We start from the raw sequence: 17,609 nt of genomic DNA on the forward strand, positions 1-17,609 counted from the left end.
ATGCCGCGGTGCCGGTGATTTTGCCACGGGTGGGGGCGAACTGGCACGAAAACCGATTCTGCGCTCAGAGGCGCGGCCACAAGCGAACGCATCGCATGAGGAGGAGGCCGCTTACCGTTGGGGCGCGACCGACTGAACCCGATTGCGTCCAGCACGTTTCGCGTCGTAGAGCGCGGCATCAGCCGCCTGAACGAGCGCGTTGGGCGTGCCGGGCGTGTTCTGCTCGTTCGTTGCGCACCCGGCACTGATGGTGACCTGACCGCCAGGTATTGGCCCCGTCATGCCCAGATCCATGACCGCGAGCCGGGCCTGCTCGGCAATGACCGATGCTTCTTCCAGTCCCGTGTCGGGTAACACCAGCGCGAACTCCTCGCCGCCATAATGGGCGACGAAATCGCTTGACCGACGTGCTGTTCCTGCGAGCGCTTTCGCAATGGCGCTAAGGCAGCCATCGCCCCGAAGATGGCCGAAGGCGTCGTTGTAATCTTTGAAATTGTCGACATCGACCATGACGAGCGAGAGCGGCTGGCCGGTGCGCCTCGCCCGATCGAATTCCCTGTGAAACTGGTCGTTAAAGTAGCTACGGTTGTAAACGCGCGTCAGGGCGTCGTGTGCGGACGTATGCAGCAGGGAAGCGTGCGCCTCGGACAACTCGCGGTAGAGCACGGTCACTTCCCAGACCAGCACGCATACCAGGACGCCGGGCGCCAGCATGCTGAAGACCCGTGCGACGTACCAGCCAAGGGTGAACTGGGCCATGCTCAATAGATTCAGGCTGGCGTCCGCAAAGGAGGCCAGCAGGGCAATGGTGACCCAGAGATCGAGCACGGTCCGCAGGCGCCCTTTGAACAGGACTACGACGATCGCGAGCAGGTCGAACAAGCAGATGGCGAGTCCGGTTCGGCTGCCCGAAAGCGGGTTCGTCTCGGGCGCCGTTTGAAAAGGCATCGACAGATTCGCATGAATGGCGAGGACGCCAAGCGCTGCAGCAAGCGCAGTTGGAATACCGATAAACGCCCACGTCCAGCGATCGATATAGGGCAGCGCGATTGGCTTGCTCGGGAAGCGGTCGCGTATGAGCGCCGCCAGAATGACGAGCAGCGGAAATCCCGCATGCCAGAAAACCCACATCCACGCCGCACTGTCAGGCTCGGCGCCTAACAGGCCGGTGCGCGTAAAAACACCCGGGAACATCAGCAGTTGCAAAGCGACGGTAATTGCCGTGAATGCGTACGCACCGCCGAGCGCGCCGAGTATCGGTTGTGGCGTTACGGTAAAGCGGGCGCCGAGAAGGAACGCGGCGATGCACGACGTGGTGAACACCGTGAGCGCACACATCGGCATGAAGGGCGTGATGGCCGGCAACGCCTGGTGCGCGCGCGGACCCGCGATCAACAACGTGAGCAGAATGAACAACGCACATGACCCAGCAAAAACGACCTGTTTGCGTGTCGTCGGCCCTATAAGCAAGCTGTTCATTCTGACCCGTTCGGTTGGTGTTCGGTCGTCCCGGCGTGTCGGTATCGCCAACGGCACACAGTGTATGCCTCGCCGGACGATACATCGCGGAGTTTGCTACGCACCACATTGATGCTTTTCCGGCAAAGCGCGATGGAGCGTTGCAGCCGGTCGGAACATATTGTCCTACAAATTTTCTCCGATGATTGCGTGATCACCGTTCGCGATAGTGCTCGACCGTATGGTCGGTGAAAGCTCGCCGCCTGGATGTTACATATCGCGTTTGCAGGTCACCCGCGTGTCGCCGGTGGCGCGGCGGCTTGAGCACGAACGTCCCATGATGTGTCGGTGCGCATGGCGGCGACAATCGGTCCGAGCATGGCTTCGTCTTCGAGGTCGGCGAGCGCAAGGAGCGCGGTGCGGCGCACTGCGGGCCTGTCCTCGCTCATAAGGTTATGAGGTTTGCTTGGTTGCCGCGTGCTCCGCGGCGCGCTAACGTCGACCCGTTTGGCATCTGGCACGCCCGACCGTTCATCGGGCCGATCGGCGCAGTGCGGGATCTACCCGTCAATTCTCCTTCGCGAACTTCCATGAGCAAACGTAGCGGGCACCTGCGCCTCGGCGCCTTTCTTTACCCTTCCGGGCACCACATTGCGGCGTGGCGGTATCCCGAGGCACAGGCGGACGCCGGCGTTAATTTCCGTCATTACGTACAGCTCGCGCAAGCGGCCGAGGCTGCGAAGTTCGATCTGATCTTTCTCGCCGACGGCGTGGGTACCCGCGGCGATAACGTCGACTTTCTCAGTCGCACGGCGCACAGCTACGTCGCGCAGTTCGAGCCGATCACGTTGCTTTCGGCGCTCGCCGCAGTGACTGAACGTATCGGTCTGGTGGGCACGGCCTCGACGAGCTTCAACGAGCCTTATCACATTGCCCGCAAGTTCGCGTCGCTCGATCACATTAGCGCGGGACGTGCGGGTTGGAATCTGGTCACCTCGTCAAGCGAGCATGAAGCGAAGAACTTCAACCGCGACCGGCATTTCGATCACGCCGAGCGCTATTCGCGTGCTGCCGAGTTCGCGGAAATCACCGGGGGCCTGTGGGACAGCTGGGAAGACGACGCGTTCGTTCGCGACAAGGCCGAAGGGCGTTTCTTCGACCCGGTCAAACGGCACGTGCTGGATCACAAGGGACGTTTCTTTCAGGTCAAGGGGCCGCTAAACGTTGCCCGTTCTCCGCAGGGCCATCCGGTCGTCGTGCAGGCCGGGTCGTCGGAAGCTGGCCGGGACCTTGCCGCGAGGACAGCCGAGGTGATTTTCACGGCACAGCAAACGCTGCAGGACGCGGTGGATTTCTACGCGGACGTAAAGGGCCGCATGCAGCGCTATGGCCGTCATCCGGACGATCTGAAGATCATGCCGGGCGTGTTTCCGATTGTCGGCCGTACCGAAAGCGAAGCTAGAGAGAAGTTCGAGCACTTGCAGTCGCTTGTCGATCCGAAGGTCGGACTAGCGCTGGTATCCGGGCTGACCGGCGGGTTCGATCTATCAGACTATCCGCTCGACGGCCCAATCCCGGAACTGCCCGAAACAAATGCGAGCAAGAGCCGGCAGGCGTTGACGCTTGAACTGGCCCGCCGCGAAAACCTCACGATCCGCCAGCTCTATTTGCGGGTCGCGGGTGCGCGCGGTCATTGGCAACTCGTCGGTACCGCGGCCCAGATCGTCGATCAACTCGAAGAGCGATTCGTCAATCATGGCGCGGACGGTTTCAACGTGATGCCACCGGTACTGCCCGACGGTCTCACCGATTTCGTCGAGCTGGTCGTGCCTGAACTGCGGCGACGCGGGTTGTTCCGCGAGGACTATGAAGGACGCACGTTGCGCGAGAATCTGGGTTTGCGGCGGCCTGAAAACCGCTATGCGCGGTCGTCGCCTACGCTGAAACGATAGGCGCATGCGTCTACTGCCGCCACGCGAGCGTGCCGCACCCACACCGGCACGCTCGAAGTGGCAATTTTCAACGCCGCTGGCGCGACGCGTGCGCCTGCGCTCGAACTGAGCGCGGAGCAGTTCGAGGCGGCATGGCGTGTCACTCAGTTCAACGCGACTGCCGCGGCGGCGCTCACCGGCGAGCCTTCGATCGCCACTGATGACGCACCGTCCGGGCCAACGGGCACGTCACCGACAAGCGTCGTGCGATACAGTTGCCGGTCGAAGTCGAGATCGAAAATATCCGTGGGCGCGAGGTGAGCTGTCGCGCGGTTGTCCCAGAAGGCGACGCTGCCGGCCTCCCATTTGAAACGCACCGTGAACTCGGGCCGCGTGACATGTTCCCAGAGCAGTTCGAGCAGTACCTGACTTTCGCGTGGCGTCACGCCGACAATCGACTTCAGGAAGCTCGGGCTGACATAGAGTGCCCGCTCGCCCGTTTCCGGATGAACTCTGACAAGCGGATGTTCGGTGACGAGAGTACGTTGCTCGACGGCTTTAACGAATGCTTCCGTTCCACTTGCGCCGGCAGGTGGCGTAAAGCGATGAAGCCCGCGCAGGCCGTCGGCGAACGCGCGCAACGGCGCCGAAAGCTTCTGATAGGCGGCCACGAGGCTGGTCCACTGCGTGTCGCCACCGTAAGGCGGAATCGTCACCCCGCGCAGGATCGACCCCCAAGGCGGATTGACTGCGGCCGTCACGTCCGTGTGCCAGCCGGTCCACGGTCGTAACAGCGCCTGCCCCTCGAAACGCGTCGCCTTGCGGTACTTCGAAATCGAATAGATCTCCGGATGACCGTCGACGTGGCCGAATACCGGATGTCCCACGGTCAGCTCACCGAACTGCGCCGAGAAAGCGACGTGCTGCTCATGCGTCAGGAACTGCTCGCGAAAGAACACGACGCGCCACTTGAGAAGCGCCGCACGAATGTCTGCGATCTGGCGTGCGTCCAGCTTTTGCGTGAGGTCCACACCCTGAATTTCAGCGCCGATGTGCGCGGAAAGTGGGGTGACCTGAATGGACTGTATTTCCTGTAAAGCTGCTGCACTCATGAGAGGCTCCTGACGAAGAGAACTGAAGGTTTGGTGCGCATGAGGGATGCCGTGCGCGTCACCACGCAAGCCGCCATTCTGTGATCGGCGGACTCGCCACTGGAATGCGCGTGCCGCCGTGTGGCGCATCGTCTTTGCGAGGGTCGCGGCGCTCGCCGTCGTGCTCGGCGAAATCGGCCAGCACTTCATCGCGCAAACGAATGAAACGGGGATCGTTGCGCTCGCGTGGACGCGGCAAGGCGACATCGACGATCCGTTTGATGCGGCCCGGTCGCGGCGCCATCGTGACGACACGGTCGCCCAGGTAAAGCGCTTCGTCGACGTCGTGCGTGACGAGAATCATCGTGATGCGTTCGTGTTCCCAGATGCGTTGCAATTCGTTTTGCAAGCGGCCACGCGTGAGCGCATCGAGCGCACCGAACGGTTCGTCGAGCAGGAGCACGCGCGGGCGGTTCACGAGACCGCGCGCGATCGCCACGCGCTGCGCCATGCCACCCGACAGGTGGTGCGGATAGGCATGTTCAAAACCGTTCAGGCCGACGAGTTCGATGTGCTGTGCGACCGCATCGCGCTTTTCGCGCGCCGAAAGTGGCGCATTGCGCAACGCGGCGAGAATGTTTTGCGATGCCGTCAGCCACGGAAACAGGCGGTGGTCCTGAAAGACGATCCCACGTTCGAGCGACGTATCGCGCACCTTTTCTCCGGCGACGACGATATCGCCGGTGTAATCGGTATCCAGTCCCGCGATCAGCCGCAGCAAGGTCGACTTGCCGCAACCGCTGGATCCGAGCACGCTGACGAATTCGCCGGGACGCACCCGCAGGCTGATGTCGTCGAGTACCGCGAGCGACGCACCGTCTTGCTGCGCATAGCGCTTGCTGACGTGAAGAATGTCGATGCTTTCGGAAAGCGTGGAAGAAGTCATGAGCGGATCTTGATCTGTATTCAGTGCAAATTCAGAGCGCAGCCGATGAATATCGGGTGCGTGTTTATCGTGCGGCCACCTGCGAACGGCGCGCAAAGATCGCTCGTTCCACCGCGCGCGCCAGCGCGTTCAACGCCCAGCCAGTGACACCGACCACGATTACGCCGAACAGCACCAGATCCATGCGGAACTGCTCGCTGCCGTCGATCAGCGTATTGCCGATCCCGCTGCCCGCCACCAGCAGATATTCCGCGCCGAGCGTGGCTAGCCACGAATAGATCAGCGCGAGATAGATGCCGGTGAAAATCGACGGCAGCGCGGCCGGCAGAACGACGGCACGGATCAATTGCCAGCGCGAATAGCGAAAAGTGCGCGCGACTTCGATATAGGCGCGCGGCACGGCGTGAATGCCGTCACACGTGTGCGCGGCAACCGGCAGCAACGCCGCGAGCGAGAGGAATACGATTTTTGCCGCATCGCCGAGACCGAACCACACCGAGATCAACGGGATCCATGCGAACAGCGAGATCTGCTTGAACGTGTCGAAGCCTGGGCCGATCATGCGCGTGGCGAGCCGCGAAAAGCCGAGCACGCTGCCGAGCAGCAGGCCGCCTAGCGTGCCGATCACGAAACCGCTCGCTTCGCGCGCGAGCGAAGCGGAGAGTGCCTTCAGTAGCGCGCCGCTGACGATCTGTTGACACGCCGTGGCGAAAACCTGTTCAGGACTGACCAGCAAGCCGCTTTTGACGACGTGCGCCTCCGAGGCGGCCCACCAGATCGCAATGGCGACGGCGGGTAATACGGCACCGCGCCAGTCGATGCGTGCGAGCAGCGGCCGGCGCGGTTGCGCCGCGCGGCGGAAGGCGGCGGGCACGTTGCAGTCGCAGGATGCATCGGCCGACTGTTTCGATCCGGCGGAGCGCTTGAAAAGGGCAAGACTCATCGTAGATTCCTCCTGGGCGGTGCGTAGCACGCGTTGGCGAGATCACTCGCGAAATGCCGACGGTTGACCGCGCCGCAAACGCGCTTCGAGTGCGTCGAGTGAACGATTGATCGCGTAACCGATGGCGCCGACAACGACCACCGATGCCATCACCAGGTCGAGCTGAAACAGTTGCCGGCCGTAGACGATCAGATAGCCGAGCCCTTCGGACGACGCCACCAGTTCGACAACCACTAGCGCAAGCCAGGCTTTGGTGAACGCGAGCCGCACGCCGGTGGCGAGCGTCGGCACCGCAGCGGGCAGCACGAGGTAGACGATCCGCTGCCAGCCGTTGTATTCGAATACGCGCGCGACTTCATCGAGCGAAGCGGGCGTTTGCCTGAATCCTTGCAGCGTGCTCAACGTGACCGGAACAAGCGCGGCATGCGCGATCAGGATGTATTTGAGCGGCTCCCCAACGCCTACGAGCAGCAGCAGAAACGGCAGCCAACCGAGTACCGGAATCTGCACGAGCGCATTGAAGCTCGGCAACACGTAGGCTTCGAAGGTGCGCGACAGACCGAGCGTGGCGCCGAGCACAAAACCGAGCAAGGTGCCCGCAGCGAAGCCGAGCAGCACGCGTTGCAAACTGATCAGCGTGTTGCTGGCGAGATCGCCGCTTTTCGCCAGTTCGACGAAGGTGTCGAACACGCGCTCGGGCGGTGGCAGGATCTGCGGCGCGATCCAGCCGCGCTCGCAACCCGTTGCCCATATGGCGAGCAGGACAGCGGGCAATACCCACGGCGCGAGGTGCCAGGCGAGCGCGCGCAATCGCGCATTGCGATAGAGCGGCGTCGCTCGGACCTCAGGCGCCGCGGCAGCGTGGCCGAGCCTTTCGCTCTCGGCCGGGAGTACGGATTCGCTCATCGTGATCGCTCCTGTGTTAGCTAGCTGAGCGGTTTGCCGGCGGCGTCGTAGCGCGTCCAGTAGTGGTCGAGTTTCTGGGCGCGCAGCGCGTTGTCGAGATACTTCGTTTCGAACCAGCCGTCGACCTGGACCGGCTGACGGATCAGTTTGAGTTTCAGTGCGTCCGCCGCGACCGCTTTATAGCGCGCGACGATGAACGGGTCGATTAACGGCGAATTGCGGTCCTTCAGACTTTGATTCGCGAACTCGGCCTGCCACGAGGAATAGGGCACGCCGCTTTTAGCCCACAGCTTGAAGAGCGCATCGCGGTTCGCTTCATCCGACGACCATTGCGAGCCCTGGACGAACACGTTGACGACGCGTTGCACGATATCCGGATGCGCGTGGTCGAAATCGTCGAGTACCAGCAGATGCGATTGACGGGTGAATTGCGGCCCATCGTTCTGCGATTCGTAGACGACTTTCGCCAGCCCCTGGTCGCGCAGCTTGTACACGTGGTAATCGTTGACCGATGCGTCGATCCCCTTGGACGCCAGTGCGGCGAGCGAGCTGGCGGTGTCGAGATTGATCACGCGCAGATCGCGCTCGTCGAGCTGATTGGCGGCAAGCGCGTTGTCGGCGACCAGTTGCAGATTGGTGCCGCGAAAGATGGATACGCGACGGCCTTTGAGGTCTTTGATCGAACGCACGTCCGAATCCGGAGGGACGGCAACCTTGATGCCGGTGCGCACGCCCGAGGCGAGTAGAAGATGAGTCTTCAGGCCATTGGCGCGGGCCAGTACAGCGGGCAGATCGCCCTGAAAGGCGAAGTCGAGCGCGTTGTCGGCGATCGCTTCGTTGACCGCGGGGCCGGCGCCTTTGAAGAACAGCCATTCGACCTTGATGCCGTCGGCGGCGAATTCCTTTTCCAGCGACTGCTGCAATTGCACGGTAGCCGCAGGCGACCCGCCGAAAGAAGGGGGATCGCCGGTACCTTGTTGTGCGACGCCGATGCGAATCACCGCGGGCTTATCGGCATACGCGTGAACCGCGGCGAACGACAGGGCCGCCACGGCGACGAAAGATTTCAGCAGACGAAAATAGCGCATGCGGCAATACCAGTCGAGGGAAGGAATGGGGTGCAAATGCTCAGGTAGACCAATAGCTGGCACTACACGTTAGATTCGCAAGCGCTCGAATCCAACCAATCATTGCTGATAAGAAAATCTGCAGGAGTTCGAACCTGCTGCCTGGCTTGCTATGGCGTTCGACATGCAGGTTCGGCGGGGTAACGGTTAGCGCGATCTTTCTCGTACGCAGCCGCTATACAATAATGTCGCCGCCACATTGTTAATGGTCGCTTGAAACGGGACCGGAATTCGAGGCATAAGGATCCAATGAATCCATCGGAAAGCATTGACCAACTGATCGCAGGCATCACAGACTGGCGTGGCAAAACGTTCGCCAGCATCCGCAAGGCCATCCTTGAGGCCGACCCGGAGATCATCGAGGAATGGAAGTGGATGGGAAGCCCGGTGTGGTCTCGCGACGGAATGATTGCGGTCGCCAACGCCCACAAAGGGAAGGTGAAGCTGACCTTCGCCCACGGGGCGAATCTCCCGGATCCCGACAGGCTCTTCAACGCGGGTCTCGAAGGCAACGCGAGACGGGCGATCGATTTTTTCGAGAGCGATAAGATTAATGAGCGTGCGCTAAAGAATCTCGTCCGTGCCGCTATCGAACACAATCAGACCAAGTTGAAGAAGAACGCGCCGGCGAGTGCCCGAGCGAAAGTGCCTAGTAGGAAAGAGACGTGAAGCTGTAGCGCTATCGTTTTTTGCTCGCGCATTTTCGCGTCGAGATATTGCCTGGTATCGCCTCGATGCATCCAGCGATCGAGCGTTTTTCAGCGCGACAGCAACGAAACAGTTGCGATGCCGAGGATAGTCATCACGAGCGAAGCCGTCACGTGAATGACGATCTCGCCTGCCGCCCAGCCGAGCCGGCCGTCCTGCAAGCGCTGCACGACTTCCGCCGAGAACGTCGAGAACGTCGACAGGCCGCCCATCAAACCCGTGATAACGAAGAGCCGCCATTCGGGTGCGATCTGCGGCGCCCGCGCGAACCCCGCGACCGCGACGCCGATCACGTAGCCGGCGATCACGTTAGCGGCGAAGGTGCCGAGCGGCAGACCCGTGAACAGGCCGTTCAGACGGATACCGAGAAACCAGCGGAACAGCGAACCGAGTGCGCCGCCAATGCCGACCGCGAGAATGGACAGATACATGCAAAAGTACTCTGGCGTAGCCAAAAAGGTCGACAAACCGGGCTCAAGCGGGAGGCGCGATGCCGCGTCCGCAGTTGTCCGGGCGAAGCAGGCATCACCAGCCATCAAGGGCGGCGAATGGAGCATGTGGAGAATGCCATCCCCAGCGCGCAAGTCTAGCATCGGCGGGGCATTGGGGCCAGGTGAGCGCAGTTGCGGCGCGCGTGCGGGCGGCATGGCTTGGGGCGTGATCTAGAATAAACAGAGGGCCTGCGAGCGTTTGCCGTGGGTTTATTGCAACCGCGCGGGAGGCCGACATGACGAAGGGCTGCCAGCTTACGTTCTATACCGAGAAGAACCGGCGCCACGGCCATCAAACGGTCGTGGAATGTTTGCTGTCGATCGCGAAGCTCGTCGGCATCCATGGCGCGACTGTCGTGGCGGCGGCCGAAGGGGTCGGCCACGCGGGCGCGCGGCATGCAGCGCGCTTCTTCGAGCTGGCGGATCAACCGCAGCAGGTGATTTTCGCGGTCACTGAAGGGGAGGCGGAAGCCTTGCTCGAGGCGGTGCGCGCGGGCAGCGTCCCAGTGTTCTACACGCGTTGCCCGATCGAATTCGGCCTGATCGGCGAGCACGGGGACGCGAAACATCCGGCGCGCCGCTAACCCTGTTTTCGGCTAATCCTTCAGCCGACGCGTTCGCGCTGCAGCGTCGCCGTTGTGCGCGGCCAGCGACTCGGCGCTGCCGAAGAATTGCATGCCATAGGCAATCGTGTAGCCGATGAAGAAATACGCGATCGTCGAGACCGAGAAGTCCAGCAGAATTTTGACCAGCGCATTGACCTGATTCTTTTTGCGTACCGTGCCGAGTTCGAGAAACCCGAATCCCGCACGCATGGCCAGCACCATGGCGCCGCCCAGCCATAGGCAAAATATTCGCTTTTGTTTACGTTTAATTCAAAAGCCTGACGTTATATGCGCATTCGTTGTGCGCGGCTCCGAATTTGACGGCAGATGCGCGGTCCGCGGCGCTTCGTCTTTGTCTTCCTGCGCAAACGCCGACATAATGTGCCGTCCCCGTGCACGATCTGCCGGCCATCGACCTCCAATGCGTACGCATGAGACTGACCACCAAAGGCCTGTTGCTGATCGCAATTCCGGCCCTCTTCGAACTGGCGCTGCTGTCCGGCCTGGTCAAAGCGCAGTCCGACGCGGCGCAAGCCGAGCGGTGGGCCATCCATAGCGAAGACGTGCTGCGCGAGACCACCGCGATTCTCGATCCGGTGCTGGGTGAGTCCGTGGCGCTGCGTGGCGCGGTGCTCGCCAACGATACCCGCTTTACGACGCCGGTCACATTGTGGATGGACGTCGACCGTCGCATCGATCAACTGGCCGAGCTGGTTGCCGACAACCCGGCGCAAGTCGAGCGCGTGGCGCAGGTGCGCGAGGCGGTGCAGGGGTATCGCCAATGGTCGGACCGCGTTCAGGACATGCTGCATTCGGGGCGGCGGCGCGATCTGCTCGATCGCTTCCGCGAACTGGCCCAGGCCGACGTGCTCGATCGCTTCCGTCAGCAGGTGACGGCGTTTCAGACCGAAGAGCGGCGCCTCGACACGTTGCGCTCGAATGCTGCCGACGCCGCGCGTGAACAGCAACAGACGCTGGTCGTCGCGGCGGTGTTCGGCTCCCTGCTGTTCGTTGCGCTGGCCGTCTGGTTGTACACGCGCGGCGTGCGCGGCCGGCTCGCGCTGCTGTCCGATAACGCCGGGCGCCTCGCGGGCAACGAGCCGCTGGCGCCGATCGGCCCGGGCGGCGACGAAATCGCCCGGCTCGATCTGACCTTGCATGAAACGAGCCGGCGCCTGCTCGAAGCTGAGCGCATCCAGGCGCGCTTCCAGTCCGATCTCGCGCGTCGCACCGGTGAGCTGGCGCGCATCAACGAGACCTTGCGGCAACAGACCCAGGAAAACGAAATGTTTATCTACAGCGTGTCGCACGACCTGCGTGCGCCGTTGGTGAATCTGCAAGGCTTCTCGAAAGAACTGACCCGCGCCTGCGACGAATTGCGCGCAGTGCTGCGCCAGTCTTCGCTCGCGGCGGAACCGCGGCAACGCATCGAACGGGTGGTGGACGAGGATATCGGCGAGGCGCTGCACTTCCTGCAGACGGCCGTGCTGCGGGCGTCTCATATCATCGACGCGTTATTGCGGCTGTCGCGCGTCGGCCGTGTCGAGTACCGGCGGCAAAAGGTCGAGGTGCGCGATATCGTGCCGCGCGTGGTCGATGCCATGCAAGGGTCGATCCGGGCGCGCCGGGCACATGTGATCGTCGACGAATTGCCGGCGGTGTGGGGCGACCCGACCGCGCTTGAGCAGGTGTTCGCGAACCTGATCGGCAATGCCGTCAATTATCTGGACCCGGCGCGCGAAGGCCAGATCGAAATTGGGACGACACCGGCGCCGCCGGGCGTGCATTCGCTACGGATTTTCTACGTGCGGGACAATGGCCTGGGCATTCCGGCGGTCGCGCTGCCGCGGCTTTTCAACGCGTTCCAGCGGCTGCATGGCAATGTGGTGGCGGGGGAGGGTATCGGCCTTGCGCTTGTGCGGCGCGTGGTGGAGCGGCACGGCGGGCGCGTGTGGGCAGAGTCGAAAGAGGGTTTGGGCACGACGTTTTATCTGTCACTGCCCGAAGCGGAGGCGCGGACGGCGCAACGGGCTGTCGAAACGCATGTCATGCCGGCTGATGGTGTTCCGGCGGTTCGTGGCGCGCGCGAAGTGCGCGCGGCCCCTGGTGATCGTGATGGCCCTGACCTGAACGGCGGTGCGGCGGCGCATGCCGCCAATGCTGCCGATGCCGCCGATGCCGCGCCCGGCATCAATACGCGGTAAAGAGCCGGCGCGGCTTGAGCAGTTTGCTGCCGCGAATCGACCAGTAGCAGCCGCAGGCGAGCAGGACCGCAACGCCGGTCAGCGCCTCGAGCGGCGCCGGGTGCAAGCCGGGCAGGCCGTCCAGCACGAACAGCCCGCGCGCGACGATCAACAGCGCCGCCCACAACGAGCACGCCGCTTGCGCCAGCATGCGCGCGCCGGCCAGGCGTCGCGCGCGGTTTTCTCTCGACCAGCCGGTCGGCGTGCGGGCGCAGAAAAAAACAATTGCCATCAGCGTGACGGCGAGAATGACGATCCAATCAGTCAGTTCCATCGAAAAGGCTCCCAAGTCAACCGGCGACTATAGGAAAGCCTTGCGCTGTGAACTATCGGACTAGTCTCAAATGCGAATGTGTTTTGGCGAGCGCGTATTGCCGCGAAGGCAAGGCGCTCGCCTTGGGATCAGAGTTCGATTCGCGTGCCGAGCAACACGAGGAATTGACGCAGCCACTCGGGGTGAGCCGGCCATGCGGGGGCGGTGACGAAATTGGCGTCGGTGATCGCCGCGTCGACTGGAATGTCGGCATACTCGCCGCCGGCCAGCTTCACTTCGGGCGCGCAGGCCGGGTAGGCGGAAATGCGTTTGCCGCGAATCACGTCGGCGGCAGCCAGCAGTTGCGCGGCGTGGCAGATCGCGGCGATCGGCTTGCCCGCTTCGGCGAACTGCCGCACGAGTTCGATCACCTTGTGATTGAGCCGCAGATACTCCGGCGCGCGGCCGCCTGCGATCGCCAACGCGTCGTATTGACGGGAATCGGCGTCGTCGAAGCTTGCGTTGAGCGTGAATTGGTGGCCCGGCTTTTCGGTGTAGGTCTGGTCGCCTTCGAAATCATGGATCGCGGTCTTGATCTTCTCGCCCGCTTTCTTGTTCGGACAGACCGCGTCGACCATATGGCCAACCGCCTGCAGTGCCTGAAACGGCACCATCGTTTCGTAATCCTCGGCGAAGTCGCCGGTCAGGAACAGAATCTTCTTTGCTGCCATCGCATGCCTCCAATTGATCAACGGAACACAACGAAACGCTCCGGGAGTCTACTCCAACGCGTTTGACAGAACCGCGACGGCGTATCATGGGCGCGTTTTCGCATGCGGAAGCCGCTCGGTGCGGCTCACACCCAGACATGACTTTATCTATACGTTCACCGTTGTTGCGCCGCGTCGCGGTTGTCGCCCTCGTGTTCGGCGGCCTCGCGGCTTGTCAGAAGAATGATGCATCGGCAGGGCAGGTCGCCGGCAAGCTCAACGATGCAGCGCAAGCCGCCGGTCAGAAGCTCGATCAGGCGGCCAGTTACGTTGACCAGCAGGTCGATGCGACCAAAGACGCCGCGCAGCGGAATCTGGAATCCGCTGCCTCCGCACCGTCGATCAAGATCGATCCCGCCGCGCTGGCATCGACCGCGCAAGCCAACCTGCAAGGCGCGGCGAGCGCCACGAATGCGCAACTCGGCAAGGCGGCGGCGCTGACTGGTCAGGGCCTCGAGACGGCCGGGCGCAAGCTGCAGGAGTGGTCGGCGCAGAGTTCGGCCTCGTCGGCTGGCGGGTCGGCTTCCGCGTCGGCGTCCAGCGATTCCGGCGACGCGCAAAAGCAGATGGACAAGTGAGGTGGTGGCCCCTGCGGCCGCTCGGGTGACGAGGCCGGCTCGCCAATCGATGAATTCGCGCAAGCGTCCTAACAATCGGTTACGCATGTTCGGTCGCAGGCGGTAGAACTGCGGCTACACTGGCGTCTCCCGTTTTCTTACGGATCGCCATGCAGTCATGCCCAATGCGGCGTGAGCCAGGGGCCGCGCCGTCTAACGGCGGGCAACCGGCGACTCACGCAAGCTTTCATTTTTCTTCCAGTCATGTCGGATGCAACGCTCGACGCGGCATGCGCGCTCACGTCGCGGCGTGGCTTGGCGCGTGGGTGGCCACGGCCTGCCTCGCGCTGATTCTGGGCATTGGATGGATGCCCGCGAGTGCCCAGGCCGCCGGCACGGGCACGCCAGTCATTCCGGCCTTGCAGAGCCTGATCAATAGTGCCACGGCAACGCCTGCGTCTGCCGCCTCGGGCGCCTCGGCCGCGGAAGCGGCCTCCGCCCCGTCGCCCGCGAGCCAGGCGGAACTGGCGCGCTCGCTCGACAGCGTGATCGCCACGCTCGACAACGACCGGCAGCGCACCGCGCTCGTCGTCCAACTCAAAAAGCTGCGCGAGGTCTCGCAAAACGTCGCGCCGCCCGCAGCCGCGCAGCCGAGTCCCGGCTTGCTCGGGGCGATCGCATCGGGCATCGCGTCGTTCGAATCCGGCGTGCATCAGGGCCGCACGCCCATGCGCTATTGGGCCGGACGCTTCAACGCGGCCGGCAACGAGCTCTACACGATCATTTCGGGTCAGGGGCAAGAGAAGTTCGCGCGCATCGTCTTTTCGATGATTGCCATGCTGGCCGGCTGGGGCGCGTGCGCCGGCGCGCTGATCTATGTGCAACACCGGCTGTACCGGCGCTTCGGTATCCTCATGGGGCTCAACCCGAATCCCACCACGCGCGAACTGCTGATCTTCGCGCTGCGCCGCGTCGGCCCGTGGATCATCGCCTTTCTCGCGGCGGTGCTGTTCGTGCGCGCAATGCCCGACGCGCTCGGCCGCACGCTCGGCCTCGTGGTCGCCTACGCGATCGTCGCGGGTGCGGTGTTTTCGGCGATCTGTCTGATTATGTTTTCGCTGTTTGGCTCAGGGCATCGGCGGGTGGCGGTGCGCCTGCTGATCGATTACGCGCGGCGCGTGCTGTTCGTGGTGGGCATATGCGCTGCGCTCGGCGATGCGGCCGTCAACTATGACGTCGCGCATCAGATGGGGTCGAATCTCGCCGCGCTGATTTCGACGGCCGCCAACATGACGGCCGCCGTGCTCACCGGCTATTTCGCGCTGGCGTTCCGCCGGCCCGTCGCGCATCTGATTCGCAACCGGCCTTACGAGCAGCGCCACGATCACAGGGCCGCGACCGACGCGTTCGACGTGCTCGCCTCGCTCTGGCACGTGCCGGTGCTGGTGCTCGCCGGGGCGTCGGTGGTGGCCACGCTCGGCGGCTCGGGTTCTAGCGAAAACGTGCTGCAGATTTCGGTGGTGACCGCGCTGCTGCTGGTGTTCGCCTTCTTTCTGTCGGCCATCGTGCTGCGCATGACGCGCCCGCGCAGCGCGCGCTCGCGGCGCCGCTCGCCCTATCTGTCGCGCTTGCTGCGCTTTTGCGGCACGCTGCTGACGTTGTTCATCTGGCTGTTCTTCTTCGAACTGGCGGCGCGTTTGTGGGGGGTGTCGCTCGCGGCGGTCGTGGAGGAAAACGTGGCGGCGCGCGGGATTGCGCACGCAGTGACCGCGATCATCGCGACGGTGTTCATTTCGTGGCTGCTGTGGATTCTGGTCGACACCGCGATTACCGAAGCCCTCAATCCGGGGGGGCCGCGCAACAAGTCGCGCAATCCGAGCATGCGGGCGCGCACCATGCTGCCGCTGCTGCGCAACGTGCTGCTGGTGTCGATCATGACGATTGCCGGCATCGTCACCGCGGCAAACCTCGGCATCAATGTGACGCCGCTCTTGGCCGGCGCCGGCGTGATCGGCCTCGCGATCGGCTTCGGCGCGCAGTCGCTCGTGACCGACCTGATCACGGGCCTGTTCATCATCATCGAAGACACGATTTCAGTTGGCGACTGGATCGACGTGGACGGTGGGCATGCGGGCACCGTCGAGCATCTGTCGATCCGCACCGTCCGTTTGCGCGATGGGCAAGGCGCGATTCACGCGATCCCGTTCTCGCAGATCAAGATCGTCAAGAACCTGTCGCGCGACTTCGCCTACGCGGTGTTCGAAGTGCGGATGTCGTTCTCGACCGACGTCGATCAGATCACCCAGCTGATTCGGGAAGTCGGCGCCGATCTGATGGCCGACTTCCGCTATCGGCGCGAAATGCTCGGGCCGATCGAGGTGTGGGGGCTCGACCGTTTCGATCCGAACTGGATGGTCGTGAAAGGGCAGATCAAGACGCGGCCGTTGCAGCAATGGAGCGTGGCGCGCGCCTTCAATTTGCGGCTCAAACGCAAGATGGACGAAGCCGGCATCGAGATTCCGGTGCCGCAGATGCGTGTGTACACGTCGTCGAAGGATAGCGAAGGACAGCCTTTGCAGGACGATGAGCTGCGCGAGACCGGTCCGCATGGGCATGGGCACGCGCGTGCTGCCGAGACGGGCGCCTCGGCGCGGTCCGCGCACGCTGCGGTGGCGATGGCACGCGATGTGTCGCACGAACCGCGTCCGGCGCCGCCGCCAACCGGGCAGACCGCGCCGATTCCGCCACAGATTCCGACGGCGGGCGAAGCGGGTGGCAAAAGCTGATTGCGCTACAAGCCGGGTGAGCGGACCTTCGCGCGGTTTGCGTCTTTACGCAGGATGAACGGGTCTCAGGAGAGTGCCGGTGCGTTGGCCGCGCGTACGATGTCGTTGACATGCGTGGCCATCTGCGCGCCCGCGACACCGTAGATATGCAGCGAGACGGCGGGCGCGTCGCTGCCATTGCCCAGCTGGTGAATGCCGCCGCCCTTGCCGCCGCGCGCAAACGACACGGCTCCGGCATTGCGCGCTTGTGTACGTGTGGCGCTTGCGCAGTGTTGTGCGCCGTTCCATTCGAAGACCGTTTCGCTCAGTGTGCCGTCGAGTACCGCGTAGCCGCACCACGTGTGGTGCGCATGCACCGGGCTTGCCTGGCGCGGCAGCCACACCAGCGAGGCGATCGCATAGCGGCCCTGCGGATCGGCGGCCAGCAGATGACGCCGGTAATTTTCAACGGAGCCTTCGCGTTGCGCCGGCGTGAGCAACGCGGGATTCGCCGCGGCTTCGGCCAGCGCGAGGCGCATGCTGCGCGCGAAGAAGGTCGAATCCGACGGTTTAGGGAGTTCCACGCAGGCTTCGAACAACGCGTCGAGCGCGTCGCACAGGTGCGCGAGCGGCGCGCTGCGGTGCGCGCGCGAGGGCATTTCACTCGCCCCGGCAAACTGCGCGGCGTGGACGGAGGAACGGGCGACGGGTCTGGAAGGAATGTCTTGGCTCATGATCGCGGCGCAGCGGTGTGGCTGCTTATCGGCTATTTTTGGATAGACACATTTATACCCGTTTGCCTGGAGAAAGAGTTT

Annotated in this window: 17 protein-coding genes, 1 pseudogene and 1 riboswitch; of the genes and pseudogenes, 6 read left to right on the forward strand and 12 right to left on the reverse strand. The window is 63.4% G+C overall.

The features are described from left to right. Nucleotides 1-111 precede the first annotated feature (111 nt). The gene (locus AYM40_RS07830; RefSeq protein ID WP_063495717.1) at nt 112-1,479 is read right to left on the reverse strand and encodes a GGDEF domain-containing protein; all 1,368 of its coding nucleotides are present in this window, start codon (nt 1,477-1,479) and stop codon (nt 112-114) included. 269 nt (nt 1,480-1,748) lie between these two features. Continuing rightward, complete coding sequence (locus AYM40_RS40085) at nt 1,749-1,907, reverse strand: HEAT repeat domain-containing protein (protein ID WP_148662136.1); 159 nt, start codon at nt 1,905-1,907, stop codon at nt 1,749-1,751. Nucleotides 1,908-2,048: 141 nt separating this feature from the next. On the opposite strand from AYM40_RS40085, the gene AYM40_RS07835 reads away from it, so the two are divergent. Then, the gene (locus tag AYM40_RS07835) at nt 2,049-3,410 is read left to right on the forward strand and encodes an LLM class flavin-dependent oxidoreductase (protein WP_063495718.1); all 1,362 of its coding nucleotides are present in this window, start codon (nt 2,049-2,051) and stop codon (nt 3,408-3,410) included. A 143-nt stretch (nt 3,411-3,553) separates the two neighbouring features. On the opposite strand, the gene AYM40_RS07840 is transcribed toward AYM40_RS07835, so the two are convergent. From AYM40_RS07840 to AYM40_RS07860, 5 genes are all read right to left on the reverse strand, one after another. After that, a complete protein-coding gene (locus AYM40_RS07840; RefSeq protein ID WP_063495719.1) occupies nt 3,554-4,501 on the reverse strand; it encodes a TauD/TfdA dioxygenase family protein in 948 nt (315 codons plus the stop codon). 58 nt (nt 4,502-4,559) lie between these two features. Next, nucleotides 4,560-5,426, reverse strand: a complete 867-nt coding sequence (locus tag AYM40_RS07845; protein ID WP_063497905.1) for an ABC transporter ATP-binding protein — start codon at nt 5,424-5,426, stop codon at nt 4,560-4,562. Between the two features lie 64 nt (nt 5,427-5,490). After that, nucleotides 5,491-6,369, reverse strand: coding sequence for an ABC transporter permease (locus AYM40_RS07850; RefSeq protein ID WP_063495720.1), 879 nt, complete (start codon nt 6,367-6,369; stop codon nt 5,491-5,493). 42 nt (nt 6,370-6,411) lie between these two features. Continuing rightward, a complete protein-coding gene (locus AYM40_RS07855) occupies nt 6,412-7,275 on the reverse strand; it encodes an ABC transporter permease (protein WP_063495721.1) in 864 nt (287 codons plus the stop codon). Between the two features lie 20 nt (nt 7,276-7,295). Beyond that, nucleotides 7,296-8,363 carry an ABC transporter substrate-binding protein gene (locus AYM40_RS07860; RefSeq protein ID WP_063495722.1) on the reverse strand — a complete coding sequence of 356 codons (1,068 nt, stop codon included), beginning with the start codon at nt 8,361-8,363 and terminating at the stop codon, nt 7,296-7,298. Nucleotides 8,364-8,651: 288 nt separating this feature from the next. Between AYM40_RS07860 and AYM40_RS07865 the strand changes: the two genes are divergently transcribed. Next, nucleotides 8,652-9,071 (forward strand): DUF1801 domain-containing protein, encoded by a 420-nt coding sequence (locus AYM40_RS07865; protein WP_063495723.1) that lies wholly within the window; start codon nt 8,652-8,654, stop codon nt 9,069-9,071. 89 nt (nt 9,072-9,160) lie between these two features. Here AYM40_RS07865 and crcB read toward each other — a convergent pair whose 3' ends face one another. Next, on the reverse strand, nt 9,161-9,541 hold the full coding sequence (gene crcB / locus AYM40_RS07870; RefSeq protein WP_063497906.1) for a fluoride efflux transporter CrcB: 381 nt from the start codon (nt 9,539-9,541) through the stop codon (nt 9,161-9,163). Between the two features lie 81 nt (nt 9,542-9,622). Continuing rightward, nucleotides 9,623-9,694: riboswitch (Fluoride riboswitch) on the reverse strand. A gap of 143 nt (nt 9,695-9,837) precedes the next feature. Between crcB and AYM40_RS07875 the strand changes: the two genes are divergently transcribed. Beyond that, nucleotides 9,838-10,185 carry a DUF190 domain-containing protein gene (locus AYM40_RS07875; protein ID WP_063495724.1) on the forward strand — a complete coding sequence of 116 codons (348 nt, stop codon included), beginning with the start codon at nt 9,838-9,840 and terminating at the stop codon, nt 10,183-10,185. 33 nt (nt 10,186-10,218) lie between these two features. Here AYM40_RS07875 and AYM40_RS07880 read toward each other — a convergent pair. Next, a pseudogene (locus AYM40_RS07880) lies at nt 10,219-10,428 on the reverse strand (ammonium transporter); the annotation flags it as partial. 209 nt (nt 10,429-10,637) lie between these two features. Here AYM40_RS07880 and AYM40_RS07885 point away from each other — a divergent pair. Beyond that, complete coding sequence (locus AYM40_RS07885; protein ID WP_063495726.1) at nt 10,638-12,410, forward strand: sensor histidine kinase; 1,773 nt, start codon at nt 10,638-10,640, stop codon at nt 12,408-12,410. Here the strand turns inward: AYM40_RS07885 and AYM40_RS07890 are convergent. Together AYM40_RS07890 and AYM40_RS07895 are read right to left on the reverse strand one after the other, a co-directional pair. Beyond that, nucleotides 12,397-12,723 (reverse strand): hypothetical protein, encoded by a 327-nt coding sequence (locus tag AYM40_RS07890; protein ID WP_063495727.1) that lies wholly within the window; start codon nt 12,721-12,723, stop codon nt 12,397-12,399. The two genes, AYM40_RS07885 and AYM40_RS07890, sit on opposite strands and share 14 nt — an antisense overlap. 128 nt (nt 12,724-12,851) lie before the next feature. Continuing rightward, the gene (locus AYM40_RS07895) at nt 12,852-13,433 is read right to left on the reverse strand and encodes a DJ-1/PfpI family protein (RefSeq protein WP_063495728.1); all 582 of its coding nucleotides are present in this window, start codon (nt 13,431-13,433) and stop codon (nt 12,852-12,854) included. 137 nt (nt 13,434-13,570) lie between these two features. Between AYM40_RS07895 and AYM40_RS07900 the strand changes: the two genes are divergently transcribed. Beyond that, the gene (locus AYM40_RS07900) at nt 13,571-14,050 is read left to right on the forward strand and encodes a hypothetical protein (RefSeq protein ID WP_063495729.1); all 480 of its coding nucleotides are present in this window, start codon (nt 13,571-13,573) and stop codon (nt 14,048-14,050) included. Nucleotides 14,051-14,199: 149 nt separating this feature from the next. Beyond that, the gene (locus AYM40_RS07905; protein ID WP_063495730.1) at nt 14,200-16,815 is read left to right on the forward strand and encodes a mechanosensitive ion channel family protein; all 2,616 of its coding nucleotides are present in this window, start codon (nt 14,200-14,202) and stop codon (nt 16,813-16,815) included. Nucleotides 16,816-16,880: 65 nt separating this feature from the next. On the opposite strand, the gene AYM40_RS07910 is transcribed toward AYM40_RS07905, so the two are convergent. Further along, nucleotides 16,881-17,453, reverse strand: a complete 573-nt coding sequence (locus AYM40_RS07910; RefSeq protein ID WP_063495731.1) for a cysteine dioxygenase family protein — start codon at nt 17,451-17,453, stop codon at nt 16,881-16,883. Nucleotides 17,454-17,609: the final 156 nt, after the last annotated feature.

Source organism: Paraburkholderia phytofirmans OLGA172, from assembly GCF_001634365.1.
Classification (GTDB): domain Bacteria; phylum Pseudomonadota; class Gammaproteobacteria; order Burkholderiales; family Burkholderiaceae; genus Paraburkholderia.